This is a genomic window from Streptomyces bullii (assembly GCF_042657145.1).
In the GTDB taxonomy this organism is placed as follows: Bacteria; Actinomycetota; Actinomycetes; order Streptomycetales; family Streptomycetaceae; genus Streptomyces; species Streptomyces bullii.
On the sequence record NZ_JBHSNY010000019.1, the window covers coordinates 37,216 to 61,948 of the forward strand.

Sequence of the window (24,733 nt, forward strand, 5' to 3'; positions counted from 1 at the left end):
GGTGCGCAGGTCGCGCGGTGCGCTACTGGGTGGGGTTGACGTCCCGGGTCGGGTAGGCGAGCAGTTCGATCAGGGCCGCCTCGTTGGACGTGTGCGGCCGTGTGCTCCACTCCCCCAGTGTTCCCGTACGGTCTGGGCAAGCGGGTGCCGTGCTGGGCCAGTTCGTCGTCCAGGCCGGCCACTCCCCCGTCCCGAGCACGTCCGGTGACGCTGACCGGCCCGTGGATCGGGAGCAGGGCGATGCCTCGCCGCGCTCGCCACGGGCCCATGCGGTGATGTGCTGCGCGAGCCCGTATCGCGCGTCTGTCTCCCTGAATGTGCAGGAGGGCCCGTCGGTGGTACACGCCTTGATCAACCGCGTCGGTCGTTCTGGTGTGGTCTTGGATCGCGGAGTGCGCATCGGCCTCGGGCAGGCCGAGTTCCCTGACGGTGATGTCGGAGGCAATCCGCAGGGCGCGCATGGGTCCTCCTGTCTCGGTGGCGGGTGCGCAGTGCGCAGACCGCTGTGCGCCGTGGCTGCGCAAGGGGCATCCCGGCTGCGCAATGCTGGGCGGACCTGCGGTTTCTCTTGATGGTGCAGCAGTTAGTGGGCTCGATTCCGAAGGCGGCCAGCCAGTCCTGGTAGGCGTTGGCGAGGTGTTGGGGGTTCCCTTCGTCCGCCGGGTCGTGCGACGGCTCCGGGTGTGCGGGTCGCGGCTGGTTCACCGGCTGGGGCTGCACGCCGCGCACCGGCGCCAGTTCTTTCTCCTGGTCGACGGCGGCCTGGAGTTCGGGGCTCTGCCGCTGTGCCGGAACCGGTGCCTGCTCGAGGGTGAACTGGATCGGCGGCTCGTCGATGCCTGCGGCGGCCAGTCCGGCCGGGGCTGTCTCCGCTAAGGGGATGCCGTAGCGGGCCAGGCGGAGCGGCATCAGTGACTCCACTGGGGCCTTGCGTCGCCAGGCGCGGCCGAAGCGGGAGCGGAGGCTTGCCTGGTAGACGAGGCGTTCCTGTTCGAGCTTGATGACCTGGTCGTAGGAGCGCAGCTCCCACAGCTTCATGCGGCGCCAGAGCAGGAACGTGGGGATCGGTGAGAGGATCCAGCGGGTGAGGCGGACGCCTTCCATGTGCTTGTCTGCGGTGATGTCGGCGATCCGGCCGATCGCGTGCCGAGCCGCCTCGACCGAGACCACGAACAAGACTGGCATCACCGCGTGCATGCCCACGCCCAGCGGGTCGGGCCAGGCCGCCGCTCCGTTGAAAGCGATGGTGGCGGCCGTCAGGAGCCAGGCCGTCTGCCGCAGCAGGGGGAACGGGATGCGGATCCAGGTCAGCAGCAGGTCCAGGGCCAACAGGACACAGATGCCAGCGTCGATGCCGATCGGGAAGACGTAGGCGAAGGCCCCGAACCCCTTCTTGGCCGCCAGTTCACGGACCGCCGCATACGAACCGGCGAAACCGATACCGGCGATGATCAAGGCGCCTGCCACGACCACACCGATGAGGACCCGATGCGCTCGGGTCAGCTGGGGTATCGCACCGTTCCGCGCGGCAGTCACTGCTGTTGCCACTCCCCGTTATTCAGACCTCTGCTTGCACACATCTCACACTTCCACGAATGTCGGGGGTTTGGTGCCCGCAGCGGAGGTTCACCGCTGATCGCAAGGGAACTGACCATTGCCGCATCGCCGATCTCGGTGACGTCCCCCTCGACAGCTATCCTGACGAACTCCTCGGGTCAACGCAGGCGGCCGCCTTGCACGGATACACGAGCTTCAACTCCACCTCAGGTGGAGGGCTTGTGGCAGAGAGAAGGGCGGCTCGTCGGGCAGAACGCGCGGCGAGAGTCGAGGCGGCGGTCGGGAAGGACACGGCTCCCGCGGCGCTCGACTTGCTCGATTTGGTCGAGTTCGCGTGGCACGACTGCTACGGCGACATCACGCCGAGCGCACGTGGGGTGGAGGACATCCTGACGGGCTCCCATGGTGACCTCGCGTGGATGATCCGATTCGCCCGGCTGGCGGTCGAGGAGTGGCAGGATCTGCGGAGGACCGCCGACGAGGTCAGGTGCCGCCGAGAATGGCCCCGGCACCGGTGAGCTCGCCAGCTGAGGTGTCAAGTATTCATGGGTACGGTCGGTCCTGGTGTCACCGCGCTTGGTCGCCGGGCGCGTACCGGCTCCAGGTTTAGACGGATTCCGTGACAAGGCGGGTGGCCGGTGCTCAGCTGCGGCCGTCGCCCGATACAAGGGTTGCAGGTCCTCATCCGACGACTCGATCGGCAGGCCGTAAGCCTCCAGCGCCTTGGCGGCGGGTCTGAACCAGGTCGCCGACGCAGTACGCCAGCAACTCGTCACCGTCGAAGTCGACCACGGCGAGCCGGCCGTTGTCGAAACGCGGACCGCCGGCCGCCGCAGGCAGGCTTCTTCGCCGCCTTGACCGAACCCGCGGATGCGACCACGTCGACGGCCTAACTCCGGGGCCGCTGCCCGGGCGGGCTCAGTGTCTGGTGCGGGGAAGCCCTCGGCCGGCTTCTCCAGCAAGCGGCGTATGCGGCGCGCTGCGCCGACCACGGTTACTTCTTACCGGACCCCTGCAGCTCGCGCCCTTTCCCGACACGTGTTCAACGCTATGTCCACCGAGCCCCGGCGAGGCAGCGGGTGTGCTTGGCGGGGCTGTGGCGGTGGCACTGTCGTTGTCCGCTTGTCGACGCGTTCCTTCGGGCGAAGATCGCTGCTCCCTGCCTGGTTACCCGAGCTCGGCTCCGACCGGGGTGTTGGTGTGGTCTCGTGGTGGCCGGGTGCGGTCGCCGGAGCGGGTAGCGGGCACTAGGGCGCGTATCGAGTCGTGATCATTGGGTGGTCCGCGTCAGGTCTTTGATCCAGATCATTGACGCACGCAGGTGCAGGCCGGCGAGGTAGCTGTCTGGAGTCATGTCGTATCGGGTGGCGATGCCTCGCCAGGCCTTGAGCTTGTTGATCAGGCGCTCGACGGTGTTCCTCTCCTTGTAGAGGTCGGCGTCGTGGATGACGGGCCGACCGCCTCCGGAGCCCTTCTTCCTCCGGTTGGCCGCCTGGTCCCGCTTCTCCGGGATCACTGCCTTGATGCCGCGTCTCCGCAAGTGGGCCCGGTTGCTCCGGGACGAGTAGGCCTTGTCCCCGGCGACTGTGTCAGGCCGGGTGCGGGGGCGGCCGACGGGCCCGCGGACCCGTACTTTCTTCAGGACAGGGATGAACTGCGGGCTGTCCGCTGCCTGGCCCGCGGTCAGGATGAACGCCAGCGGGCGGCATTTGCGGTCGGCGGCGAGGTGGACTTTGCTGGTCTGCCCACCTCTGGAGCGTCCGAGGAGAGCGGCCTTCAGCCGGAGTTTTCGCCGCATCCGGATGCGTCTTCGTTCTTCCCGTGCGGGATCGCTTTCGGCCTCCTGCCCGCTTTGTTCGACGCAGCTGCCCCCTTTGACCTGGCCTTCTCCGCCTCGGCGGCGGCTTTCTCCAGGGCGGTGAGGACGTCCTCGTCCAGGTGCATCCCGGCGGCGTCGTGGTGAGCCCGCGCGGTGGTGGAGTCGATACTGACCAGGGAGAGGTCCACCTCACCGCGCTTCGCGGCTTCCGCGATCAGGCCCTCCAGCAGGGCCTCGAAGACCCCGGCGTCACGCCACTGCCGGAAGCGGTTGTGGACGGTCGACCAGGCGCCGAAATCCGTCGGCATCTCCCGCCACTGCCCGCCCGTCTTGAACCGCCAGATCACGCCCTCGAACTGCTGCCGCAGCCGCTCGGGGTACGGGCCGTATTCGCCGATCGGCAGGTACGACCCGATGAACTCCCACTCCTCGTCCGTCAGTTGCACTCGCGTCACGCAAGAAGATCTACCGGTCCAGGCCTCACCGAGAGGGCGAATCCCGCAGATTGATCAGACTCGCTATGCGCCCTAGCGGCCCAGGGCGTCGGCCGCCACGGTGGCGGCCTTGGCGATAAGGGCGTCGCGGCGGTCGGCGCCCTGCTTGCCGCGGGTGGACATGACCGCCATGACGATGGGGTTGCCGCCGTCCTCCGGCCACACCACGGCGATGTTTTGCGGCCCCCGTATCCGGCGGAGCCGCTCTTGTCGGCCACGTCCCAGCCGTCGGGAACACCCGCCCTGATGAGCGTCCGACCGGTCATGTTCGTCGTCATCCACTGCCGGAGAAGCTCGCGTTCGTCCCGTTTCAGGGCGTCGCCGAGCAGGAACGCCCGCAGGCTCTCTGCCATCGCACGCGGTGTGCTCGTGTCGCGGATGTCGCCCGGTGTGCCGTCGCTCATCTCCGGCTCGTACCGGTCCATCTCGGTGACGTCGTCGCCGAACTCCTCCAGCACCTTCTCCAGGCCGTCGGGGCCGCCGAGCTCGTCGAGGAGCAGGTTGACCGCCGTGTTGTCGCTGTACCAGAGAGTGGCGGCGCACAGCCCCCGCAGACTCATGCCGGTCTCGACGAAGTTCTCGGACACTGGCGAGTCCGCGACCACGTCGTCCCGCGAGTACGTGACCACCTTGTCGATGCCGTCCGTCCCGTACTTCTGGAGGATGGCGCCCGCCGCCAGCGCCTTGAACGTGGAGGCGTACGCGAACCGGTCGTCCGCCTGGTAGCCGACCGACCGGCCCGTGCCGGTGTCCAGAGCGTAGACGCCGAGCCGCGCGTCGAACTCCCGCTCCAGTGCGCGGAACTTGGGAGCGGTCTGTTTAGTGGCCGCAGCCGGCGATGTCGACCGCTTCGAGGCGGCCGGTGAGCCGGGTTCGGACTCGGTCTGCTGACCGCACGCCGGAAGGGCGGCGAGCGCGAGTAAGCCGGCCGCCGCCCAGGCGGCGCCCCGGCGGATGCGAAGCGGGTACGTCATGGAATGGACCTCCAAGCCGTCGAATGACAAGTGGACCGTGCGAGCCCGGGGAAAGCCCTGGGCGGCGACCACTCTCCGGCCAGTGGGTCGCCGAGGTCCAAGACGCGGACGTTCAACTCCATGCTGTTTTGGCATAGTAGGGCGCGTGGATCTTGTTGCGGCATGCCGCGCGTTCGTCAGTGTGAGCGAGCACGGCAGTTTCACGGTGGGCGCGGCAGCGGCCCGGACGGCCCAGTCCGTCGTGAGTCGCCGCGTCGCCGCGTTGGAGCAGCGCCTGGGCGAGCGGCTGCTGGACCGGTCGTCGCGGGCGGTGACGCTGACGCCGTTCGGCCGGGACATGCTGCCGTCGGCGAGGCAACTCGTGCAGTCGGCCGATCGGTTCGAGAACGAGGCGGAGGCCGCGCTGCGCCGGCCACTGCGGCTCGCCGTTCCCGCCATCTGTCCCACCGGAGCCCTCGCCCGCCTCATCGCGGAGGCGCACGGCTACGGAGTTCTCCTCGAACCGTGTCCCGCAGGGCCCGCGGAGCGGTCCGACCTCGTCACGTCCCGGCATGTGCGTGCGGCGCTGCTCGCGGTGGCTCCCACCGAGGCGGCCTGGACAGTGCCGCTGGGACTGGCGGTCGCGGACGACCCGCAAGGGCCGATCTACCTGGACACCCTGCGCCCCGGCCGGGCCGACCGCGACCTGCGGCCGCGGCGCGTGTTGCTTCAGCCGGAGGACGACGTGCCGCACGTCCGGGACCGTCTCGTCCGCCTGCGCGACGCTGTCGGTCTGCTCCCGTCCCAACTGGCCGTCGCACCCGCCGTGGCCGCCGCCGCGGCGGACGTGCTGAGCAGGGGCGACGCGCTGCTGTGCTCGGCCGCACAGGCCCACGAACTCCGCCTCCACTGGCGGCCCGTCGGCGAACTCGGCCCCGGCTTCGCACGAGGCTTCTCCCTGGCCGTGGCGGACGAGTCGGACGCCGATGCGATCCGCCTACGCCAGGCCTGCGCGTACGGCATCGCCCGGTGCCTCGGCGCCACGGAACACTCGGAGGCAGCCGCATGACCACGGGTACCGAGAGACTGCTCGGGGAGCTGCGCCGGACGCTGCGCGACGGCGGGCTGTACGGCTCGTTCCTCGTCCGGGACCTGGAGACGGGCGACGAGATCGGTATCGACTCCGACATCGAGTTACCCGTCGCATCCCTCGTGAAGATCCCGCTCGCCCTGGTGACACTGGAACGCATCCGGCGCGGGGAGCTCGACGGCGCCGCGGTGATCGTGGTGCCGCCCGGGCGGATCACGACCCCCGGTCCGACCGGCCTCAGCCGGTTCCAGCACGCCGCCCACATCGCCGTGGAGGACCTGCTCTACCTCAGCACCTGCATCAGCGACAACAGCGCCGCCGACGCCCTCTTCGCACTCACCCCGCCCGACCGGGTCGGGGCGGTCCTGCACGAGTTCGGGCTGCGCGGCATCGCCGTCCGGCACACCATGCGCGAGTTGATGGAAACCCCGGTGGAGCGTTTCGACCCGGCGGACGTACACCTCGCGCACGCCCTCGCGATCGACGCCGGCACCCCCGGGCGCGGCCACCGGGTGCCGCAACTTGACATCTCACGTGCCAACACCGGGACGGCGCGGGCTTTCGTCGACCTCCTGCAGGCACTCTGGCAGTCGCGGCCCGGAACCGAGGGCGCCGAGCCCCCGGCGATCCACCCCGACGTCGCGGCACGGGTGCGCGGCTTCATGGCCAACAACCTCGTGCGCAACCGCCTCGCCCCGGACTTCGACTCCGACGCCTCCACATGGTCGTCCAAGACAGGCATGCTGCTCAACCTGCGCCACGAGGTCGGCGTCGTCGAACACGCCGACGGCCAAACCTATGCCGTGGCCGTCCTGACCGAGTCACGGGTGGCCGCCGGCAGGCAGCCGGGCGCCGACGCCCTCATGGGCCAGGTGGCTCGGCGCCTGCGTGACGAGCTCCGTTCGAGATGGGTCTAGGGTGCGTATCCAGTTCGTGACCACGGCGGGCCAGGCGACGGGCAGCCCGCAGTTCATCCCCGTCCTGAAGTAGGTGCGGGTTCTACAGGGAACGGAACACCGTCGAGCGCGCAGTCAACAGGATGAAGGCCTGGCGAGGCATCGCCACCCCCTGACACAAGACCCCGGCCGGCTACCTCGCAGGCCTCCACCTTCGTGCCTCGATGATCTGGATCAAGGGATCTCGATCAAGGGCCTCACACGAGCCACCCCTTGATCACAACCAAATACGCTCCCTAGACCGAGGTGGCGGTGGCACGGAGGAAACGCATGAGTACTTCCCGCTGGCCCGGCTTTTGCGGCTGCTCCGGGGGGACTTGTCTCCAGGCTGGGGCGACGGCCGCGTGGAAGGCGGAGGCGCACTCGGCGTCGGGGGCCGCGAACTGGACCAGGACATGGTCTGGTTCTGGTGTCTGTGGGCGGCGGATGGTCAGATCGTCATTTTCGATCGGTCGGGCGGGCAGTGGGCCTGGGGGTGGGCCGGAGCGGTCGTCGTGCGGGTCGGTGACAGCAGCGAGGATGATCTGAAGCATTTCGGCGAAGTACGGGCCGGGGGCGGGGATTTCGACGTCGGGGTGGAGGCGGTATCCGGCGGTGACGGCTGCGGCGGCGTAGGACATGACGGCGAGGGTGGTTTCGCTGTAGGAGCGGTCGCTGTCGGCGGTCATCTGCGCGACGATGCGCAAGATGGTGGCGGTGCTTGCCCCGCATCCTTCGTCTGCATCGCGGCTGTCGCTGGCCTGGTCGAGCCAGAACTTGGCAGCGTGATCGTCGCCTCGCGCCCGGTGGTACAGGGAAAGGCAGTAGATGGCGCCGCGGTCACCGGCTCCAGCGGCGTACTGCCACCAGTAGCGCGCTCCGTCCTCGGCACCGGCGAGGTGCAGCAAGCAGCCGAGGATCCAGGCCCCTGCGGGGCCGGGAAGCTGCTCGGTGATGAAGTCGGTGATCTCAGGGGCGGTGGCACGGGTCACCGCAGCTTCACACAGCGAGCGCAGGTGACCTGCGGCAGCGTTGTCGGCGAGGACATCGCCGCCGAGTACCGGGGCCCCGGGAGGCGGCAGAGGGAGGTCGGGATAGGTGTCCACGTAGGGAACCCTGTCTGCAGGGATACGGGGGTTCTTCAGCAGGGCCGCGCGGGCGAGGAGGTTGTCGATGGTGGTCATGTCGGGGTGATCACTCCCGGGCTGTGGGACGCTGGCGGAGCAGTTCCAGGGCTCCTCGTGCGTGGTGGTCGAGGGTGTGGACGTGGGCTGGGGACAGACCGGTGGCCTCCTGGACCTCTTCGGCGGTGAGTTCGCACAGGTAGCGCAGGACGACGACGTCGAACTGGTCCTGGGGAAGGCGGCTGATGGCATCGAAGAACTCAGCGACTTCACTGATCTCGACGAACCGGGCCACAGGGTCTTCGATACGGCTCTGCGCAATCGTCATGAACGCGGCAGGCCGCAGGTCGGGCCGCCCGTCTGGATGCCGCCGGACACGCAGCAGCACCCGCGAGCGCACAAGCCGCCACGCGTACCGGGGAAGGTTCGGGCCAGCGGCCGCCTCCGCCTCGTCCCAGCCGACCCAGAGGATGTCGAACGCCTCGTCGACGATCCGCTCCGGCCGCTCGATGTGGAGCAGCGCCTGGGCGTAGGAGACGTAGTAGCGCTCCATCTTCTCGATGAAGCCGCGGTGTTCCACGGGCCGTTCCTCGGGCCCCAGGGGCTGGACAGCCTGGATGCGTTGCGTGATCCACGCGGTGGACTTGGCGGCTTCGTAGGCGCCGGCAGTCCACAGGCGTCGCAAAGGCCAGGGCGGAAGGCCCAGGGCGTGGACCACGCTGTAGGTGATCTCCCAGCTCGGGTAGTACTCGATGCCACGAAGAAGAGCGGAGATGCGGGTCTTGGAGAAGCCGGTGCGCCGAGCCAGCTCGTCAAGGGTGACTCCACAGGCGGATATCTGGTGGCGCAGGCGCTCCAGCATCGCCTGATGACTAGGGCCGATCTTGTCGGACATCGGCTCCGCTCGGCGGCCCCGCCGGACCTGCCCAAACGATGACGTGGGCACCAAGGACAATGGTGCGTCGGGGGCGTTACCGGTAGCGGACGGGTCGTCCTGGGGGTTCGAAGAGGGCGAGGAAGTCATCGCTGTGGCTCCTCCTGCCCGGTCGGCGCCGGGGCGCGGGCCGGTGCGGTGCTGGAGCCGTGCACGGCGGCGGCGAGCTGCTGCACAAGCAGTCCGAGCGACGGCAGCAGCGCCAAGACCGCGGCGAGGTGTCCCAGCGCGGTCATCACCGTGCTCCACGCGAGGACCACCGCCAGCACGGCGATGGCCCACCACTTTCTACTGGGCATTTCACCTTCCCTGAGTCAGGTTCAAAGGGTCTGGAAGGCTCCTTCCTCGGCGGTGCTCAAGCGCCGAGGAAGGAAGTGCTGCACAGCATGGTCGGCGCCACCGCCGACACTCAACGTGATCATGGAGTCACGGAACAAATACGTTCGATGGACCTGTCGTCCGAAGGTCAACGCGCCAACTTCAGCCGCAACTAGGCCAGATATGGATGGGAACGGTCGCTTCCGATCGCCATTCCTGCAATTGCACAGTCACTGTCCTGACAGAGGCACCATGGAGGGGACGCCTTGGCGTCACCTTCCCGTCTGGAAGGCCGCACGGGCTCCCTCGTGCTCAAGGAACCCTGGAGGGCCCCGTGCCGCTCCCGTCCGGCAAATCGGCGATGCCGGACGGGAGCCCCACCCCGCCAGCCCCATACGGCTCGATGGGACGCCCTTACCCTCAGAACAGGGACATGCCGGGGGACCGGCAGCCGGTGATGGTGTGATCAACCAGTTGGCTCAGGAGGTCGTTGATCCAGATCATCGAAGCGCGGAGGTGGAGGTCGGCGAGGTAGCTTTCGGGCGTCTTGTCGTATCGAGTCGCGATGCCCCGCCAGGCCTTCAGCTTGTTCATCAGGCGCTCGACGGTGTTCCCTTGCCTGTAGAGATCGGCGTCAAGGCGTGTGGGCCGGCCACCCCGGCTGCCTTTCTACTCCCGGTTGGCGGCCTGGTCCTTCTACTCCGGGATGACTGCCTTGACGTTGCGTTCCGCAGGTAACAGCAGCTGGCGCGGCGTGCGCAGGCCTTGTCCGCGGCTACAACCTCAGCCACACTCCGAGTCCGGCCCGACACGCAGACAGACCCGCACCTTCTGCAGCACGGGCACGAACCGCGGACTGTCAGCGGCCTGGGCCCGCCGTCAGCAGGAGACACAACGGACGACACTGCCAATCCGCGGGCCATATGAAACTTGCTCGTCAGCCCATCACGGAACCCACCGAACACAGCTTCTCAAGCGGAGCCTGCCCGCCGCCTGATGCGCCGCCGCTCTTCCCGCTCTGCGTCGTCACGACCGTCCTGCCCGTTCCGTTCCGGCAGACGGCACGCCCCTACACCCCTGCCCCAACCGCACCCCCGAGCACCTCTCACACTCCCATGAGCGAGCGGGTTTGTGACATGTGTCATGTATTGCGGATCGTCAGCGAGCCCTCTCCGGCGCTCTTCCGCGCCTGCGGTCACCCTGGTTGCCACCATGAGCACCCCGCCCACCCGCCTGCACCGGTCTCTGACCTGGGACCAGGGCGCGGAGATAGGCCGCGCCCCGACGAGTTCTCCGTGGCCACCGCCATGCCGGGAACGTCAACGGCCGTGTCCTGTTACACCCCCACGGCTTAGCGCCCCCGAGCCGGAGGTGACTCGGGGCCGCAGCGGAGGGCGGGTCAGGTATCAGGGCGACGGAACACCTCGGTCGGCCGCCAGGGTTGCGGCGCTGGGGGGAGCTTGTTGAACGATGGGAGAGGGACCCGGCCGGCCCGAGCCGCTGCATCCTCGCCGGTCTCCTGGGCAGCGGTCGGAAAGTCCGCGGCGACGCCGACCGGCACCCACTGGTGCCCGTCCCACTCCTGGATGCCGCGCGGCGAGTCAGGGTCGACGTGAGCTCCCTGCTCCGCCTGGTCGCCGAGCGGGGCGAGCCTGCGCTCCCCCTGCACGGGGCGGCGCTGCTCACGGCGTTCCGCCCACTCCCCAAGGGGCTCGTCATCCATGCGGTGCTCCCTCCTGGTTGACCCGTCCAGTCTGCCGCGTCGACCGTGGCAGGGTACCTGCGGCTGGGCTCACAGCGTTGCGCTCCATCCCCCACGCGACAGCGTGGTTGTGCCGTCAGGACTGATAGTGACCCGGGCGCCATAGACGGGGAGTTCCCCGTACTGCAGCCACCACCATCGGATGTCGTCGAGTTCGTCGTACAGGCGGCGCGAGCCAAACTGGTGCACGGTCGCGGTCTGCTCTCCTGGCCTGGTGCACGCCCGCGCCCAGGATCCGTCCGTGTGCAACATCCACGTCATGCGGCTGCCGTCGTCACCGGTGCCGGTGCGGTGCTCGATGCCGGGGACCTTGAGGGACAGCATCGACCACACCTCCCAGGCCTGCATGACGTCGAGCACAGGGAAGGGCGACCTGGTGACTTCCTCGCCTTCCTGGTCGACTGCCTGGGCGAACACCTCGTTCAACGAGGGCGGATAGTCGTCGCCGGAGCGGGTCGTCATGAACGAGCCACGCTCCCATTCGACGCGGCCCTCGGCGCCGCCGTCTTCGGTCTTGTCCGCGGTGACGATCAGGCCCGTGCCCGCGATCGTGGTGACCAGGCGTCCGCCGGGTGCGAGCGCGGACAGCCACGCGGCGGGGATGCGGGGCATCGAGACCATCGACACGATCCGGTCGAAGGTGCCGGGCAGGTCGTCCGCGCCAGCGTCCGCGGTGACGACTTCCGGGTGCCAGCCGATCCGGTCGAGCCGCTCGGCGGCGGCCTCGGTCAGGTAGGGATCGACGTCCAGCGTCGTGACCAGGTCGTCGCCGAGTCGCTGGCAGGCCAGGGCGGCGCTGTACCCGGAGCCGGTGGCCAGGTCCAGCAGTCGTACGCCCGGGGTGAGACGGCCCTGCTGGAGCATCGTCACGACCAGGCTCGGCAGTGTGGAGGATGACGTGGGGTGCCCGGTGACGGGCTTGCCAACGGTGGCGTGGTCGGCGTGCGCGGGGCCGATGCGGGTCACGAGCGTGGTGTCTGAGTAGGCGGCCGTCGCCCACGCCTCCTCGTCGACCGGGCCGTCGACGGCGGTCCATCCGTGCTCGCCGGGGGTGAACCAGCGCTTGACCAGCAGATGCCGGGGCGTCTCTCTGACGGGGGCCCACCAGTCCGATCCCGGGTGCGCGATGGTGGCCGCCAGGGCGGCCGCGTGCGGCCTCCAGTCCATCAGGTGACTCCTTGAAGATCATCGGCGATTGCTTCGGCGATCGGCAGGCCGGTCGCGCCTTGGATCCAGTCCCATTGGCCACACGGGTTGACCTCGAGGAACGTCCACTGCCCGTCGGGACCGACGATGAAGTCTGCCGCGCCGTAGCGCAGTTGCATCCGCTCCATCAGGCGCCTCATCCCGGCGGCCACCGCCTCTGGGACCTCGGTGCTGGTGTAGGACAGGGACCGGTAGTCGCTGCGCCAGTCCTCGTGAGCGGCTTCGCTGCCGGCGTGGATGGCGACGGCGAACATACGCTCGCCCACTACCGTGAGACGGACCTCATACTCCTTGCTGACCCAGGTCTGGAAGAGGTGCGCGGTGGCGTCGATTCCCCGCAGGTCCTCGAGGTCCTCCGGGCGCAGGCGCTGCGTGTATACGGACTTGAGCTGGTCGTCCTCGATGAGCACAGGAGAGGCAACCGGCTTGCAGATGATCGACCAGCCGGTCTCAGCGGCGAAGGCCCGTACGTCCTTGGCCCGGTTCGTGATCAGCGTGGGCGGGATGTGCAGTCCGCAGGCGCGTGCGGCGGCGAGCTGCACGGGCTTGTACTCGGCGCGCGCCATCCCGGTCGGGTGGTTCACCCAGCGGCAGTCCAGCGCAGACAGGACACCGCCGAGGCCGGCGCGGGCCTGGGCGGCGGCGAACCTCTCCTCCGGGCCGGACATCCCCTTGGGGAACCGGAACGCCCCGGGGGCGCGGTAGTAGACCGCGCCGACCCGGGACAGCTCCACCGTCCGGTGCTCGGTGGTGAGGACGCCCGTCCACGCCTGCCCCTGGTCGATCCTTCCGGCCAGGGCGAGACGCTGCGGGAAGTCGGCGGTGTCCATGCGGAATACCTCGACCCCACGGCTGTCCAGCTCGACGACGACTCGGTCCGTGGGCCAGTCGTCGCAGGCGGCGATGATCAGGACGGGCGCCGACATCAGTCCTTCGGCCCCTCGTCAAGCGGCGGCGGGTTGGTCGTCGAGCCGTCCGGCACGGTCGGCGTGTGCGTGTTCGCCATGCACGTCAGCAGGCCGCCGTCGTCGGAGATGTTGACCTGGCGATCGTGGTCGTAGGCGTGCGCCGGGATGCGGGCGGCCCCGGTGGAGTCGGGGACGCGGGCGAATCGCAGTGCCCAGGGCCTGGTCTGCGGGGACGACGGGGGCTCCGTGCTGTGCGGGGTACGGCTTCCGGACGGGGTGAGGGGGAACGCTTCGCGGTCCAGAGCTGTTGTCACAGTCTTCTCCAGTCGGTTGTGGAACGGGATGGCGCTGGGTAGGGCAGGCCCGCTACAGAGATGGAGCCGAGGGCGGCTCCGCGGGCCCGCCCCGTCACCGGCCACCTGTCCTTTGAGTGGGCGGGCCGGCGAGCCTTGGCCCGGCGCGGGGCGACCTGACCGTGGGGGAACACGAGTCGGGCAGTCGACCCCGCGCCGGGACCTTGCCCTGTCCGATGGCCCGGCCCGGTCGGCACCTGGGCCACCGGACAGGCGTCAGGGGATGGCCGCGGCGAAGGCGGCTGCGGTGGTGCGGCGCAGCACGGCCTGGCGGGCGACGAACGGCATGTCGGGCCAGCCGTAGAGGACCAGGGCCCTCTTGGGCGCGCTGTTCCCGCCGGGGCGGGGGTGGTGCGTCCTTCGGTCACCGATCGGCTCGGCCTCTTGCACGCGGAGCTTCACATGCCTGCTCGCAGCACAGGGCATGGACGCGGCGCCGTCATTGCGCAGGCTTCGCACCTCGGCGGGATCGCTGAGTGCACGCCTCCCAGCGCGTGCCCACGGCGTCGTCGAGGAGGGAAAGGACCCGCAGCACGCCGCGCTCGTCGCGGGCAGCAGGCTTGGTGCAGCCCGCACAGGGGAAGTGTTCCATCGCGATCCGGCTGCGTGACCAGGAAGGCGACCGCCTGGTCCGCGATCGGCTCGGCCCGCTCGAGCGACTGCCCGTTGTGGACGATCATGAAAGCCGTGAAGCTTTCGAACAGCTCCTCACCAGCCACCGCGCGCCCGGTCCTCCGATTGTTCACCGTTGCCGTCATGCGACTACTCCGTCGTGTGTGCGGTACATGGCGCTTGCCGCCCGCATCGGTCGCCGAGCCTTGCCTCGACAATGACCAGGAGGCGGGCTTGGAAGGCGACCCCGGACGGGGAAGGAGAAAGCCGGGGAGTTGGCACCCGTCCGGGGCGGCCGGTCTACTGGCCGATGGCGAGAGCCATGCCGATCACCAGGCCACACGACCCGCTGATCATGATGATGAAGAGGACTCCCGCGTATCGGCCGATGGTGCGCATCACAGCCTGGCCCGCCTGTTGCCATTCCTGATGGCCAGACGTGTACTTAGTTCCTCCCTCGCACTCGGTGGCACAACGTTGCCTGGCATGGCGTCCCACTCCTTGCCGCCACCGATCGGCCTTATCTGCACACGGCCGCCAACCTCACCCATGACGACGCCGATACGCCCACTAACGGTGTCCTTCGCCAGTTCACCGATGCCTGGTCTGGTCTGCTGCTTGCTCGCCATGCACAGGAGCATCGCGATCTGGGGACCGCTGCCAAAAGGTCAGGCTGATTACCCAACTTGGATAACATCGCAACAAGTAGAGACCCAGCGACGTTGCGTAGCCCTCGAAGTGGGGAGCCACCCAATGCCCGACGCCGACCGGCCGCAGGAACTGCCTGCCAGGCTGCTCACCGATCCCGAAATGATCGATGCGTGCCGGGTAAGGGACTTCGCCAGAGTCTTCCGACTGGTGAAGTCCATGGCCGGCATCTACCCCTCGATGATCGCCCGGCGCTGCGATCTGACTCCGAGCCGCGTCGGCGAAGTGATAGCAGGGCGACGACAGTTGCAGCACATGGACGTAATCGAGCGGATCTCGGACGGCTTACGCATCCCAGGGCACATGCTCGGGCTTGCCCGCAGACCGTGGGAGACACCTCAGGCCCTCGCCGTCTCCGAGCGAGAGGCGCCGCAACTGTCGGAGCCCGAGCAGCGACCCCCAGCATCACTGCCTGGTCCCGATGTCGACAGCATCCTGGCTCTGGCCACGCGAACGAAGCTCAGCGCAGCAACTCTTGAAGCGTTCCGCTCCTCCATCGAGGACTACTGGCGACGAGACGACCAGCACGGCGGCGAGGCGCTGAGGCCGGCCATCGTCGGCCAGCTCCGGCATGTCGCCGGTCTCTTGAAGGAGAACCGGCCACCCTCCATCCAGAACGGCCTTTACGGCATCGCGGCCGAGTTGGCACGCCTCACCGGCTGGACGTACTTCGACGCCCGCCAGTACCACCAGGCCCGCGCGTACTTCAACGAGGCCCTGCAACTGGCCAAGGAGATCGACGACCGGCAATTCATGGCCAACGTCCTCGCAAGCATGAGCTTGCAGGCCACCTACCAGAACAAGCCCGCGGACTCCCTGGCACTGGTGACAGCCGCCCAAGACCAGGCCCGCTCGGCACTCGGCACCACCCCGCGCGTCCTTTCGATGCTCTCCACGCGGGAAGCGTTCGCCCATGCCACCCTCGGGAACCGCGACGATACTCATCGGGCGATCGGGGAAGCGCACCGATATTTCGAGCAGATTCGGTCGAGCGACCCGGATCCGTCATGGGTGACATACTTCGATGAGCCGAAGCTCCTCGTGGACACGGGCATCGCCCACAGCCAACTGGGTGAAGCAGCGACCGCCGAACCCTTGATCGCGGATGCCCTGCGGCGGGAGGACCGCACCAACCGGCGAGGCCGCGCCTTTCACTCCTTCTGGCTGGCCCGTACACAGCTTTACCAGGGCAAGCTCGACCAGGCATGCCACACCGCCACGCAAGCGCTGAAACCAGCGTCCGCCGTCGCCTCTGAGCGTGTGTCAGGCCATCTCCGAGAGTTCTACGGGCAGCTGGCCCCGCACAGGCAGGAGCCCGTAGCCCTGGCCTTCGAAGCGCGGCTACGGGAACTTCTACCCCCAGTCAGCGGGTCGCCTCGTCCATGAGCAGGTACAGCAGCCCCACGAGCGATCCACTGCTCACGATCTCCCGGCGGTCGATCATGCCCCGGATCTCAGCGAGGGGAATCCACTCGATGCGATCCGACTCGTTCTTCTCCGTGGGCGGCCCGGCGTAGGTCGCCCCGTCCACACGGAAGACGTGGTGCTGCGAGTCGGTGATGCCGTTGGCCGGCTCAGCGTAGATCAAAGGCTTGATGGGGCCAGGGCGCCAGCCCGTCTCTTCCAGGACTTCGCGAGCCGCCGCCTCCTCCGGGGTCTCCCCCTTCTCCACCAGGCCCATGGGCAGCTCCCACGCCCACGAGTCCGTGATGAAGCGGTGCCGCCACATCATCAGCACCTCTTGGCGGTCATTGACCACGGCGGCCACGGCCAGATGCCGGAGGCGAACGACGTGGTACTCCCACCTGCGCCCGTCAGGCTGCTGCACGTCTACCAGACACAGACTCACCCACCTGTTGGTGTAGATCTGTCGCTCACCGTGGGTCTTCCACTCCATACCTGCGGCCCCTCTCGATCGGTCTTCAGGATCTCAGACCGACGCGGCACGCCAGGTGGCATTCATGTCAAAGTGACGAAATCGTCAGCGGGTCAACCGAGTGGGTTACTTGATCTTACGTCCAGGCGCCCAGGCTCGCTGACGAGGCGGGCGACCACATCACCTACTGCCGCACGCTGCGCGGCATGTGGCTCCAGGCGTCGAACCTCCGGCACGGGCGGATGACCCCGGAACTGACTGACTCCGCGGACGAGACCGCACCGTCGGCCGGTCCGCGCCTGGTGGTCTTCCTACGCGCTCAGCAGCCGTGCGCCAGGACGCGCGCGATGCGCGAGTTGTCCGGCCGGGTTGCGAGGTCTCGGCAGCCAAGGCCTCAAACTGGGGGCGCCTCCAAGGAGCTGCCGGCAACCCCAGAGACAGTTCCTCGCCGAGCGGAACTTGCTGACCGTCTACCAGCTGCCGCCGTATTCGCCGACCTCAGCCCGGTTGTAGGTATCTGGTCCATCCTCCAGCGCACCACCCTGGTCAACCGCGCCTGCGCAGATCCTGATGACCTAATCAGCGCCGTCCGGCAGGGCCTACGCCGGCTCCAGTACCGCAGCGACGTGCTCGATGGCTGCCTTGCCGGGATCGGACTCGTCCGCGCCAGACCATAACGACATCACGCATTCAAGGTCAGTAGGTGCCGGTTCGTGCTGTCTGATGGTAGTCCCCCGCGCCCGGCCAGAGGGAGAAGGCTGATCGGAATGGCAGCAAAGGAACCCCGCCCCCACCAGCGAGCAGCTGTGGACGCGGTACTCCGCGCGCTTGAATTGCCTGCAAGATCGACTGTGCCCGAGCGTGGGCTTCGGACTCAGGTGATCATGGCGACAGGATCGGGCAAGAGCCTCGTCGCCATCCGGAGCGCGGAGGAGCTCCAGGCGGGCCGTGTGCTGGTGCTGGTGCCGTCGCTGGACCTGCTTGCCCAGACTGAGACCGCGTGGCGCGAGGGCGGCCGCAGCGGGCCGATGATCGGGGTCTCCTCCCTGCGCGGGGATCAGGTGTCCTTCCCCAACACCACGAACGTGGACGAGCTGGTTGCCTGGGTGCGGCCGTTCGACAAGGTGACCGTGTTCGCCACGTACGCGTCGCTGGGGCTGGGCACGCTGGAACGCGCGCACGCCGCCGGCCTACCGGGCTGGGACCTGATCGTGGTCGATGAGGCGCACCGGACGTCCGGCCGGATCGGCAAGCCCTGGGCGGTCCTCCACGACAACACCCGCATCCCCTCCCTGCGCCGCCTCTACATGACCGCCACGCCCCGGCTGTGGCAGCTGGAGGAGGACACCGAGCAGGGCGCGCCGGGCGAGCTGGTGGCCTCGATGGAAGACAACCCGGACGGGCCGTTCGGTGCCCGCTGCTACACCCTCACCCTGTCGGAGGCCATCGACAGGGGAATCTGCGCGCCCTACCAGGTGGTGTGCGTGGACGTCACCGACACCCAGCTCCAGGCCGCCGTCCTGCTCGGCGCGGACGGACGGTCAGAGCAGGTACGCGGGGCGCGGCTCGCGGCGCTGCAGACGGCGTTGGTGAAGGCGTCCGCGGAGGAAGGCTTCGGCCGTACCCTGACCTTCCATCACGTCGTCAAGGAAGCCGAAGCCTTCGCGGCCGGCCTTCCCGACGTCGCGGCGCAGCTGCATGACGCGGACTCGGAGCTGTACCCGGCGACGATCTGGGCGGACTGGCTGTGCGGTGACCACAAGCCCAACCACCGGCGCCGTGTCCTGGGTGAGTTCGCTGATGGGATCGCTACGGACGGCACGGTCGTGGAGAAGGGCTTCCTGAGCTCGGTGAAGGTGCTCGGGGAGGGTGTGGACACCCGAAACTGCGACTCCGTGTACTTTGCGGACGTGCGCGGTTCGATGCCGGACCTGGTGCAGGCCGTGGGCCGGGCGCTGCGGATGCAGCCCGGCGAGGGCAAGATCGCCTCCCTCGTCGTTCCGGTCCTGCTGGGGCCCGGGGAAACACCGGACAACATGCTCACCAGCCGGGCGTATGGCGGCCTCGCGAAGCTTTTGGAAGCTCTCAGGGCGCATGACGCCAGGGTCGTGGAGGCTCTGGCGCAGCAGCAGGCGCCAAGCCGTGTACGGGGCGTACAAACCCGCTCGGGCAGTGAGGAGGGCGAGGGAGCCGACAGCGACCGAAGCGACCGAGTGTCGGTGCCGGCCAGAGAGCTGCTGAAGTTCTCCAGCCCGCGTGACCCCGCGCAGCTGGCCGCGTTCATCAACCTGCGGGTCCTCGACCCCGAACACGCCCACTGGCGACGCGGCATCGAAGCCGCCACGCTGTACCAACGGCTCCATGGGGACCTGAAGGTGCCGTTTACGTACCGCGTCCCCGCCAGTGGAAGCCAGCAGGCCCAAGCCGAGGGATGGCCAGCCTCCCTCGCCGCGTTCCCACTGGGGCAATGGATCGCCGACGCTCGAAGGTTTTACGCCCGCGGGGACATGGACGCCGACCGCATCGAGCAGTTGGTGAAGCTGGGCATGGTGTGGTCGCACCACGACGTCGCCTGGGAAGAGGCGCTCACCGCGGCCCGTGGGTGGGCAGCCGAACACGGCCACCTTCTGGCCCCGCTCGACGCCACGCACAAGGGTTTCAAGATCGGCACATTTTTGAAGAACGCCAGGGCCGCCGCCCGCCGGGGCATGCAGGCCGAGCAGCGACAGGCCGAAGGACTGCCCGTAAAACCGACGACGGCGTGGGTGCTGTCAGCCGAGCGACGCGAACAACTGGACGAGATCGATCCATCCTGGTGCCCCGCCTGGCCCGGGGAATGGCAACGCGCTTTCCACCTGACACGGCTGCACCTCGAAGCTGGCGGCGCACTGCCGATGGAGCCGGGCATCGTCGTACGCCAAGGCGAGGACCTTGGCCGGTGGGTCAGGGCGCAGCGACTTGGGTGGGACAAGCTCACCACGGTGCAGCAATGGATGTGCGAACACATCCTCGGCATCCAACCCGCTGGCGAGGAGGAGAAGCCGCGCCCGCGCCGTACGCAGGCCGACAAGTGGACCATGAACTACGCCGCCGCCAGACAGTTCTACGATCGCGAGGGGCACCTTCGCGTACCCAGGAAACACGTCGAGACCATCATCATCAGGCGCACCGGGGACGGGAACGACGATCGCGACGGCGAAGGCCAGGAAGAACACCAGGTCAAGTTGGGTGCCTGGACCAGCAACCAGCGGAGCAGGGCAGCGACACTTTCCCCCGAACGCATCGAGCAGCTCTCCGCCATCGGCATGCGCTGGACGTAGGCGGCGCGGCGGCAGGTCGGGCGTGGAAGCACTCCTCGCGCCACAAGGGCTGTGCCCCGTTACCCGATGAGCCGACAAGCCGTGGTTGGGTGAGGTTAATGAGTTCGGGAGGCACCGGGTCTCTTGCCGGGGCAGTATCGGGATGTTCCTGGTGAAAGGTGCTGGTCATGCCACGGATGTCGAAAGTCGAGCTGTACGCGGCGATCCGACGTGACCATCGGGGCGGCATGTCGATGCGGGAGCTTGCGCTGGGTAGCCGGAGCACGTCACCGTGCTCCGGCTACCCGACACTCCGGGGGCCCAGCCGTCAGGCCGGGGTACGGGGCTGCTCCCCGGTGGTGGCCAATGCGATGCCGAACCAGCCCTGGCCCGAGGTGGTGACGCCGACGTCGCGGGCGCTAACGCTGAGTACGCCGCTGGTGCTGATGCCCGAGGAGTTGCCGCGCAGCAGCCAGACGGCGCCGTAGGAGTTCTCGTTCGGTGAGCCGATGGCGAGCTCGGCCCGGCCGTCTCCGGTGACGTCGGCAAGGCGGACGGCGGAGCTGAAGTCGTCGCCCGTCTCGGCGGCACCGGGCACGCCCGAGGTGTTGTAGGAGATGAGCCGGGAGCCCGTGGTTGTCAGGCCGCTCGCCGAGCCGTAGAACAACGGTCACCGATCCGGCGTCCCGCTGGCCGCTGAGGTCCTCCCCCGCGGCGCCCACGGCCACGTCCGCGTAGCCGTCGCCGTTGGCGTCACCCACCGAGAGCGCGCCGCCGAAGCGGTCCTCGGCCTCGCCCCCGCCCCCTTCCGCCCGCGCAAGACCGACGCGGACCACCGTGCCGCCGCGCAGCCAGTGTGCTGGTGGGCGTAGCCCCGGTCATGCGTCAGGGTGCGGGCTTGGCGTTTCGATCTCCAGATTGCTCAGACAAGGCGATCGGGTGGTTGAGCTGCGTGGCGTCGTACGGTGCTGGGAAGCTGTGGGGTGCTATGTGCCTGTGAAGAGCAACACTGGCACCGGACGGTTGAGGCGAATCGCACACCTGCGGTCAGCCAAGGGAAAAGGAAAGCGTCGCGGAGGCAGTCCGCACAGCGTTGGCGGGGCCAACCGACTGCAATTGCTCACCCTGCTCATTGCCGGCATGCCCGGTCTTGCTGCGTTGGCGGCGCTGCTGTTCACCTGGCAGGACGTGCGAATCGCCGAACAGGGCCACATTACCAGCCGCTTCAACGACGCGGTCAGCAACCTGGGGTCTACCTCGCTGGACGTGCGCTTCGGAGGGATCTATGCCTTGGAGCGCCTCATGCAGGACTCCGCCCGTGATCAGCCAAGGACTATCTCGGTCCTTTCCGCTTATGTGCGTCAGCATGCGCGCGTCCCCAAGAGTGGCTTCGCCAAAGAGGACGAGTCGCTCGAGGAGCAGGACAAAATTGAGCTGGCCACCGATATCACGGCAGTGATGAACGTGCTGGCGGACCGCTCACCAGACCGCGACGGGAGAGCGCAGCTGGATTGGACCCGTGCTGATCTCCGTGGCCTGCAACTATCGGCGTGGACCTTCAAAGAAGCCGCGAAGATCAGGCGCTCTGGGGATGTGCCTGATACCCGCGTGCCCTTCTCATGGGCAACCTTGGGGGGCGCCGACCTACGCCACGCAGTTCTCGGCGGCGTTGACCTGCACAACGCGTGGCTCGTTGATGCGAACCTGCACGACACGACTCTTGAGCACTCGGATCTGAGCCGTGCTGTCTTGCAAGACGCAAACCTGAACTTCGCGCATCTTGCCGAGACGGACCTGACAGGTGCGGATCTCAACTGGGCAAACTTGCGTGAGGTGGACGCGTCCTCGGGAGGGAACAACTTCACTGACGCGACGCTCATTGGCGCCGACATGACGCGTGCAGGACTCGACGGAGCAAATTTGACCAATGCGAAATTGGTAGAGGCGAACCTTACCGGTGCGCAGCTCATCGGGGCGAACCTGCACGGAGCGAAGTTGAGCACCGCAGATAAGGCGCTGGAGGATGAGTTTGGCCCGTTCGAGAAGGACGCCAATCTCGCTGACGCGGACCTCGAAGGTGCCGACCTGACCAATGCTGACCTACGCGGCGTGGACTTCTCACGCGCGAACCTGATGTATGCGGACCTCACAGGAGCCAAACTGACCGGTGTGAAGCTCACCGGTGCGAAGCTCCATGGCGCACGCGGGCTACCTCCATCCCTGCGCTAACGCACCCTTCAGCAGGTGCTCGGCCAGTTGCCCCGTAATCTTCGGTGGCGAGCTTCCAGGCCGGTGTGGGGCAGACCGTACGGTATCCGAGCCCCCGAGCCCACCTGGAAAGGCTGGAGGCGGCACCGAGGTCAAGGTCGAGTGTCCTCATAGAAGACCCGGTCCAAGCGCGGGAAGCTCACCGCGGACAACCTCCAGCAGATGGCCGACCTCGGGCTGGAGTGGGCGACGGCGGAGCCGCGCATGGGAGGCTACGCCAGGGTCCGTGCCGAACGCAGACGGCAGGACACGTTCACAGTCCCGATGCGCCTCATTCCCCACCAACCGACCCAACAGGCTAGCCCGGCGCCGCATGGTGCCGGGCTGACCCTTGCTGATGCTTTGAGCGCATAGGTTCGCCGGGTTGGTGGTCGTGGCGGTTGGATGTGCGGTGACGTCAGATCCGACCGCTGCAGGCGCGGTGGCTGAGCCCGTCCGTGGGCGCAGACTTACCGACCAGGAGGGGCAGAAGCTGCAGCAGATCGTGCGCTGCGGCAGCACCAACTCGGTGCGCTACCGGCGCGCAATGATGCTGCTGGCCTCGGCTGGCGGGAATGGTGTGCCGGTGATCGCCCAGCTGGTGCAGGCCGACGAGGACACCGTTCGCGACGTGATCCACCGTTTCAACGAGATCGGCCTGGCCTGCCTGGACCCTCGATGGGCGGGAGGCCGTCCCCGCCTGCTCAGTCGTGACGACGAGGACTTCGTCGTGGTGACGGCCACCAGCCGCCCGACCAAGCTCGGCCGGCCTTTCACCCGCTGGTCGCTGCGTAAGCTCGCTGCCTACCTGCGGAAAGTCCACGGCCGGGTGATTCGCATCGGCCGTGAGGCGTTACGCGGCCTGCTCGCCCGCCGCGGTGTCACCTTCCAGGGCATCAAGACGTGGAAGGAATCCCCCGACCCCAACCGCGAGGTGAAGCTGGACCGGATCGAGGAGGTCCTTGACCGCTTCCCGGGCCGGGTGTTCGCCTTCGACGAGTTCGGCCCACTGGGGATCCGACCCACCCCGGGCTCGCGTTGCGCGGGACGAAAACATCCCGACCGGGTGCCGGCCACCTACCACCGCACCCACGGGGTGCGCTACTTCCATGGCTGCTACTCGGTCGGTGATGACCGCCTGTGGGGCGTCAACCGGCGCAAGAAGGGTGCCGCGAACACGCTGGCCGCGCTCAGGTCGATCCGCGCCGCCCGGCCTGATGGCACACCGATCTACGTGATCATGGACAACCTGTCCGCCCACAAGGGCGCCGACATCCGCCGCTGGGTTAGGAAGCACATGGTCGAATTGTGCCTCACCCCGACCTACGCCTCCTGGGCGAACCAGATCGAGGCACACTTCGGACCGCTGAGGCAGTTCACCATCGCCAACTCCAACCACCCCGACCACACCGCGCAGACCCAGGCCCTGCACGCCTACCTGCGCTGGCGCAACGCCAACGCCCACCGGGAGGTCCTGGCGGCCGAACGCAAAGAACGCACCCGCATCCGATGCGAGAAAGGCGTCCGCTGGGGCGGGCGCCCCCTCAAAACCGCAGCGTGACCGCACCTCCCGCCCAGCACAGCTCCTCGTGAAAGGCTGGGATGCATGATGGGCGGATGGTCTGAAAACCCAGAACTGTGTACGTTCCTGGAGTCACTGCGCTGCGGTGAGCTCCTTTCCGGCACCGTCACAGCGATCGAACGGTTCGGCGTATTCGTAGCGCTGGACGACGGCCCCGACCACCCGGTCTTCCCCGGCGTCGGGTTCATCACGATTCCCGAACTGTCCTGGCGGCGTTTTGAAGCGGCCTCCGACGTCGTGCAGGTCGGACAGCGAATCTCCTGCGAGTTCCTCCAGTTCGACACGTGGAACCTGGAGGCCAGACTGTCCTTGCGAGCGACGCAGCCGGACCCCTCCCAAGCATTCGCCAGCGGCATCTCGGTAGGGCAGAAACTGCACAGGCAGGTCACGAAGCTGGTCCCATTCGGCGTCTTCGTCCAGGTCGCCGACGGAATCGAGGGGCTGGTCCACCTGCGAGAGCTCACCTGGACGCCCGTGCAAACTCCATCGAATGTCGTCCACGTCGGCGACGAGGTCACGGTCGTCATCACCGAGATCGACCGAGAGCGACGCAGGCCGGCCCTCTCCCGCCGACAAGCCTCATCCGAGCACCAGTGACCCTTCCGTGCTCCCGCAGCTTCCCTTGCACGAGCGTTCCCAAGCGCCTGCTCGGTGAAAGGGAAGCACACGCCCCAACCCGGTGAACCTATGCGGCCACAGCACTAGCGGCGCGCAGCGACGGCGCGCTCGATCTTGCCACCGGGACGCTGTACCCGGCACTGCGGCGACTGGAGGCCGCTGGGCTGCTCGTCAGCACGTGGAGCATGGTCAGTGGGCGCAAGCGCCGCACTTAGAGGTCCTAACAGAAGCTGTTGATCATGTGACTGTCGTCCTGGTTGCTCGTTGGTTTGTCGTGGGGAAGAGGGAGTCACGGCCGTGGATCGTCTCGGACGAACTGTGGTCGCTCATCGAGCCGT

The 24,733-nt window shown here is 68.0% G+C and carries 21 protein-coding genes and 6 pseudogenes; 10 read left to right on the plus strand and 17 right to left on the minus strand.

The genetic code is table 11. The annotated features are described in order from the left end of the window. Positions 1-22 precede the first annotated feature (22 nt). Both ACFPZJ_RS37335 and ACFPZJ_RS37340 read right to left on the minus strand, forming a co-directional pair. Positions 23-199, minus strand: a complete 177-nt coding sequence (locus ACFPZJ_RS37335; protein WP_381031194.1) for a hypothetical protein — start codon at positions 197-199, stop codon at positions 23-25. 152 nt (positions 200-351) lie between these two features. Further along, positions 352-1,473, minus strand: coding sequence for a DUF2637 domain-containing protein (locus ACFPZJ_RS37340; RefSeq protein WP_417801343.1), 1,122 nt, complete (start codon positions 1,471-1,473; stop codon positions 352-354). A gap of 122 nt (positions 1,474-1,595) precedes the next feature. Between ACFPZJ_RS37340 and ACFPZJ_RS37345 the strand changes: the two genes are divergently transcribed. Further along, complete coding sequence (locus ACFPZJ_RS37345) at positions 1,596-2,075, plus strand: hypothetical protein (RefSeq protein ID WP_381031197.1); 480 nt, start codon at positions 1,596-1,598, stop codon at positions 2,073-2,075. Between the two features lie 752 nt (positions 2,076-2,827). Here ACFPZJ_RS37345 and ACFPZJ_RS37350 read toward each other — a convergent pair. Together ACFPZJ_RS37350 and bla are read right to left on the minus strand one after the other, a co-directional pair. After that, positions 2,828-3,831: pseudogene (locus ACFPZJ_RS37350) on the minus strand (IS5 family transposase). 72 nt (positions 3,832-3,903) lie between these two features. Then, positions 3,904-4,844 (minus strand): annotated as a pseudogene (gene bla, locus ACFPZJ_RS37355) (class A beta-lactamase). 145 nt (positions 4,845-4,989) lie between these two features. Here bla and ACFPZJ_RS37360 point away from each other — a divergent pair. The 3 genes and pseudogenes from ACFPZJ_RS37360 to ACFPZJ_RS37370 all read left to right on the plus strand — a co-directional run. Then, entirely contained in the window at positions 4,990-5,892 is a 903-nt protein-coding gene (locus ACFPZJ_RS37360; RefSeq protein WP_381031199.1) for a LysR family transcriptional regulator, read from the plus strand. Then, entirely contained in the window at positions 5,889-6,830 is a 942-nt protein-coding gene (locus ACFPZJ_RS37365; protein ID WP_381031201.1) for a serine hydrolase, read from the plus strand. The genes ACFPZJ_RS37360 and ACFPZJ_RS37365 overlap by 4 nt, the downstream gene beginning before the upstream one ends. A gap of 83 nt (positions 6,831-6,913) precedes the next feature. Beyond that, positions 6,914-7,045: pseudogene (locus ACFPZJ_RS37370) on the plus strand (IS5/IS1182 family transposase); the annotation flags it as partial. Between the two features lie 60 nt (positions 7,046-7,105). On the opposite strand, the gene ACFPZJ_RS37375 reads toward ACFPZJ_RS37370, so the two are convergent. From ACFPZJ_RS37375 to ACFPZJ_RS37420, 10 genes and pseudogenes are all read right to left on the minus strand, one after another. Beyond that, positions 7,106-8,032: a hypothetical protein gene (locus tag ACFPZJ_RS37375; protein WP_381031203.1), complete on the minus strand. Its 927-nt coding sequence runs from the start codon at positions 8,030-8,032 to the stop codon at positions 7,106-7,108. Between the two features lie 10 nt (positions 8,033-8,042). Beyond that, positions 8,043-8,867 (minus strand): helix-turn-helix domain-containing protein, encoded by an 825-nt coding sequence (locus ACFPZJ_RS37380; protein WP_381031205.1) that lies wholly within the window; start codon positions 8,865-8,867, stop codon positions 8,043-8,045. Between the two features lie 125 nt (positions 8,868-8,992). Beyond that, the gene (locus tag ACFPZJ_RS37385; RefSeq protein WP_381031207.1) at positions 8,993-9,205 is read right to left on the minus strand and encodes a hypothetical protein; all 213 of its coding nucleotides are present in this window, start codon (positions 9,203-9,205) and stop codon (positions 8,993-8,995) included. Between the two features lie 439 nt (positions 9,206-9,644). Then, positions 9,645-10,234, minus strand: a pseudogene (locus ACFPZJ_RS37390) (transposase family protein); the annotation flags it as partial. Positions 10,235-10,623: 389 nt separating this feature from the next. Then, complete coding sequence (locus tag ACFPZJ_RS37395; RefSeq protein WP_381031208.1) at positions 10,624-10,947, minus strand: DUF6087 family protein; 324 nt, start codon at positions 10,945-10,947, stop codon at positions 10,624-10,626. A 69-nt stretch (positions 10,948-11,016) separates the two neighbouring features. Continuing rightward, entirely contained in the window at positions 11,017-12,153 is a 1,137-nt protein-coding gene (locus tag ACFPZJ_RS37400) for a methyltransferase domain-containing protein (protein ID WP_381031210.1), read from the minus strand. Beyond that, a complete protein-coding gene (gene tgmB, locus ACFPZJ_RS37405) occupies positions 12,153-13,118 on the minus strand; it encodes an ATP-grasp ribosomal peptide maturase (RefSeq protein ID WP_381031212.1) in 966 nt (321 codons plus the stop codon). Before tgmB ends, ACFPZJ_RS37400 begins: the two co-directional genes overlap by 1 nt. Beyond that, positions 13,118-13,414 carry a putative ATP-grasp-modified RiPP gene (gene tgmA / locus ACFPZJ_RS37410; protein WP_381031214.1) on the minus strand — a complete coding sequence of 99 codons (297 nt, stop codon included), beginning with the start codon at positions 13,412-13,414 and terminating at the stop codon, positions 13,118-13,120. Before tgmA ends, tgmB begins: the two co-directional genes overlap by 1 nt. Before the next feature lie 255 nt (positions 13,415-13,669). Beyond that, the gene (locus tag ACFPZJ_RS37415; RefSeq protein WP_381031216.1) at positions 13,670-13,843 is read right to left on the minus strand and encodes a hypothetical protein; all 174 of its coding nucleotides are present in this window, start codon (positions 13,841-13,843) and stop codon (positions 13,670-13,672) included. A gap of 620 nt (positions 13,844-14,463) precedes the next feature. After that, positions 14,464-14,706 carry a hypothetical protein gene (locus ACFPZJ_RS37420; protein ID WP_381031218.1) on the minus strand — a complete coding sequence of 81 codons (243 nt, stop codon included), beginning with the start codon at positions 14,704-14,706 and terminating at the stop codon, positions 14,464-14,466. Between the two features lie 112 nt (positions 14,707-14,818). Here ACFPZJ_RS37420 and ACFPZJ_RS37425 point away from each other — a divergent pair, with 112 nt between their 5' ends. Further along, the gene (locus ACFPZJ_RS37425; RefSeq protein WP_381031220.1) at positions 14,819-16,159 is read left to right on the plus strand and encodes a hypothetical protein; all 1,341 of its coding nucleotides are present in this window, start codon (positions 14,819-14,821) and stop codon (positions 16,157-16,159) included. Here the strand turns inward: ACFPZJ_RS37425 and ACFPZJ_RS37430 are convergent. Continuing rightward, the gene (locus ACFPZJ_RS37430) at positions 16,137-16,670 is read right to left on the minus strand and encodes an NUDIX hydrolase (RefSeq protein ID WP_381031221.1); all 534 of its coding nucleotides are present in this window, start codon (positions 16,668-16,670) and stop codon (positions 16,137-16,139) included. The two genes, ACFPZJ_RS37425 and ACFPZJ_RS37430, sit on opposite strands and share 23 nt — an antisense overlap. A 746-nt stretch (positions 16,671-17,416) precedes the next feature. On the opposite strand from ACFPZJ_RS37430, the gene ACFPZJ_RS37435 reads away from it, so the two are divergent. Further along, positions 17,417-19,969: a DEAD/DEAH box helicase gene (locus ACFPZJ_RS37435; protein WP_381031223.1), complete on the plus strand. Its 2,553-nt coding sequence runs from the start codon at positions 17,417-17,419 to the stop codon at positions 19,967-19,969. 307 nt (positions 19,970-20,276) lie between these two features. Here ACFPZJ_RS37435 and ACFPZJ_RS37440 read toward each other — a convergent pair whose 3' ends face one another. Both ACFPZJ_RS37440 and ACFPZJ_RS37445 read right to left on the minus strand, forming a co-directional pair. Next, positions 20,277-20,615: an FG-GAP repeat protein gene (locus ACFPZJ_RS37440; RefSeq protein ID WP_381031225.1), complete on the minus strand. Its 339-nt coding sequence runs from the start codon at positions 20,613-20,615 to the stop codon at positions 20,277-20,279. A gap of 46 nt (positions 20,616-20,661) precedes the next feature. Next, positions 20,662-20,784: pseudogene (locus tag ACFPZJ_RS37445) on the minus strand (FG-GAP repeat protein); the annotation flags it as partial. Between the two features lie 280 nt (positions 20,785-21,064). On the opposite strand from ACFPZJ_RS37445, the gene ACFPZJ_RS37450 reads away from it, so the two are divergent. The 4 genes and pseudogenes from ACFPZJ_RS37450 to ACFPZJ_RS37465 all read left to right on the plus strand — a co-directional run. Next, positions 21,065-22,177: a pentapeptide repeat-containing protein gene (locus ACFPZJ_RS37450; protein ID WP_381031227.1), complete on the plus strand. Its 1,113-nt coding sequence runs from the start codon at positions 21,065-21,067 to the stop codon at positions 22,175-22,177. 460 nt (positions 22,178-22,637) lie between these two features. Beyond that, entirely contained in the window at positions 22,638-23,756 is a 1,119-nt protein-coding gene (locus ACFPZJ_RS37455) for an IS630 family transposase (protein WP_381031232.1), read from the plus strand. Positions 23,757-23,801: 45 nt separating this feature from the next. Then, positions 23,802-24,374, plus strand: a complete 573-nt coding sequence (locus ACFPZJ_RS37460; RefSeq protein WP_381031229.1) for a S1 RNA-binding domain-containing protein — start codon at positions 23,802-23,804, stop codon at positions 24,372-24,374. A gap of 113 nt (positions 24,375-24,487) precedes the next feature. Continuing rightward, positions 24,488-24,610: pseudogene (locus tag ACFPZJ_RS37465) on the plus strand (PadR family transcriptional regulator); the annotation flags it as partial. Positions 24,611-24,733 lie beyond the last annotated feature (123 nt).